The 2,262-nt window shown below is 64.9% G+C and carries 2 protein-coding genes and 1 pseudogene; 2 read left to right on the top strand and 1 reads right to left on the bottom strand.

Translation table 11 applies throughout. The features are described 5' to 3' along the window. Together ACTWP6_RS30105 and ACTWP6_RS30100 are read left to right on the top strand one after the other, a co-directional pair. A pseudogene (locus ACTWP6_RS30105) lies at positions 1-127 on the top strand (IS630 family transposase); the annotation flags it as partial. 131 nt (positions 128-258) lie between these two features. After that, positions 259-1,122, top strand: a complete 864-nt coding sequence (locus ACTWP6_RS30100) for a phage major capsid protein (RefSeq protein ID WP_443189624.1) — start codon at positions 259-261, stop codon at positions 1,120-1,122. Positions 1,123-1,933: 811 nt separating this feature from the next. Here ACTWP6_RS30100 and ACTWP6_RS30095 read toward each other — a convergent pair. Further along, on the bottom strand, positions 1,934-2,262 hold a 329-nt coding region (locus tag ACTWP6_RS30095; RefSeq protein ID WP_443189623.1), incomplete at its 5' end, for an integrase core domain-containing protein.

Below are 2,262 nucleotides of genomic sequence, written 5' to 3'. Positions count from 1 at the left end.
CGATATCCGTGCCTGGATCGACACCTGGAACGACAACCCCAAGCCTTACGTCTGGACTAAGACCGCCGACCAGATCCTGGCAAGCATCGCCAACTACTGCAACCGAATTAATGACTCAGGACACTAGACTCGCCACTGCCGGACCGGCTGCGCGCCGCAGTCATCCGCAGCACTGTTCGCCTTCGTGAGGCACCAACGGCAGAGCGTGACCGCTCACCGTGAGCATCCCCGAGACACCCTCACACGTAAGGCGCTCCGATGACACTCAACAGCACCAACGCTGCCGCCATCCTCTCTCCCGAGCAGGTTGCCGAGCTGGTCGTGCAGCCGCTCATCACCAGCTCGGTCGCAATGGTCACCTCCACCGTCGTGCAGACCGACAGCCACTCGATGCGCTTCCCGGTCGTCGTGTCCGACCCCGATACCGCGTGGGTGCCCGAGGGTGCGGAGATCCCGGTCTCCGACCCCGATGTCGAGGAAGTGCTTGTCACCCCGTCCGGTCTCAAAGGTTTGACCGTGGTCAGTAACGAGCTGGTCGCCGACTCCGACCCGTCCGCGCTCGACGTTGTCGGGCAAGGACTCGTAAGGGATTTGCGGACCAAGCTGGACGCCGCCTGGCTCGGGGACACCGTGGCCAACGGACCCAACGGGCTGGAGTCCCTGACCGGGGTCACCGAGACAACGGCGGTATTCGACGGCTCGCTCGACGTGATCGCCGAGGCGGTCTCGCTGGCCGAGAACGCGGGTGCGCCCACGATTCACCCCGTGGACGGGCTGCCCAACTTCTCCCTCGTCGCCAACCCGGTCGACGTGCTCGCGTTGTCCACCGCGAAAGTCAGCACCGACAGCAATCAACCGCTGCTCGGGGTCGACGCCACCGCCGTCACCGGACGCTCAGCGCTCGGCGTGCGCATCCACTCCGCACCCGCCTGCGCGCAAGGCACCGCCTGGCTCATCCCGAGAGACCGCGTGTTCGTCGTGCTGCGCAACGACCCCGAGGTCGTGGCCGACCCGTCACCGTTCTTCTCCAGCTACAGGACCGCGATCCGCGCCGTGCTGCGCGTCGGGTTCGCCTTCCCCCACGAGGCAGCCGTCGTGCGCGTCGGCATGGAAGGCAGCTAACAGACCACCTGCGCTCGGGAGCCACTGGCTACTCCGCTCGGGCGCAGGTGCTAGACCACCGCTGGCCGCGTGAGGTCACCCGCCATAGCGCGGCCAGCGGTGCCACCAACCGGGGAGTTTGCTGGAGCCGGTCGGCCCACATGTGGGAGCCGACACCCATTCCGACACCGCCCGCTGACCGCGCCCGAGAACCGTTGCGGCACAGCGCCATCCGTGCGCATTTAAGAGTCGAAATCCGTTGCGCCACAACCGCTCTCACGGACGAAGGTAGCCTGAGGAACGGTTGCTGAAAGTTTGCTGTGCATATCACTGTATCACTGTTTGCGCAGGGCAAAACTTTGCCCTGGGGGGACCCTCCGTTGCTGTCTTCGAGTCGCGGGCGCACGGCGCGCTGGCTCCAGTTCGCCGCACTGCACCCTAAACCCCTGGCAGGGGCCATTTTTCGCGCACCCCTGATCGTGGACCTGCGGTGTTTGCTGGGGCCGAATCTTGTTGCCCAGGAACATGTTCCACTAGCTGCGACGAAAGCATGAAAACACCTGACAGCAAACAGGTTTCGGGTGCTGTGCCGGTCGCCGGTCGTATGCTCGTGCTATGGGTAGGCGACGGCAGACGGCGGGCGAGAAGCTGCGGTTGAAGATGGTCGCCGCGCTGGAGGCGACCGGCGTCCCCGGCATCGAGTTCGATGAGTACGAGACCGAGGCTCTGGACCGGGCGGTTGCGGCTGCGGACCGCGCCGAGCAGCTCCAGCGGGTGTATGACGCGGAGTTGTCGGGCGAGTGTGAGAGGGACCCGTTTGGTGGTCCAGTCGTTATGCGACTTTCGGTTGATGGGTCGCGGCCCACTGTAGGGCAAACTCGGCTGGGGTGCGGTCGCCATGGGCGGAGTGGGGCCGATTGGAGTTGTAATCGGCTCGCCAGTCCTCGATGATCACGCGGGCTTCCAGCAGCGAATCAAAGCGCCACAGGTTGAGCAGCTCGTCCCGCAGTCGGCCATTGAATGATTCGATCCACGCGTTCTGCCACGGCGAGCCGGGATCGATGAAAAGTGAACCGGCACTGTTGAATCGGCACCAATCCGACACGGCATGCGCGACGAACTCAGGCCCGTTGTCGAAACGCACATAGTGCGGCGCCCCAT

The organism is Mycobacterium sp. 4D054, assembly GCF_052245755.1.
Lineage (GTDB): Bacteria > Actinomycetota > Actinomycetes > Mycobacteriales > Mycobacteriaceae > Mycobacterium.
Note: the sequence above shows the minus strand (reverse complement) of the source record. Positions and strands in the feature narration are given on the sequence as shown.

What these genes read in the sequence shown, in the direction of transcription:
- ACTWP6_RS30100 (WP_443189624.1), top strand. Translation starts at nt 259, where the DNA reads ATGACACTCAACAGCACCAACGCTGCCGCCATCCTCTCTCCCGAGCAG.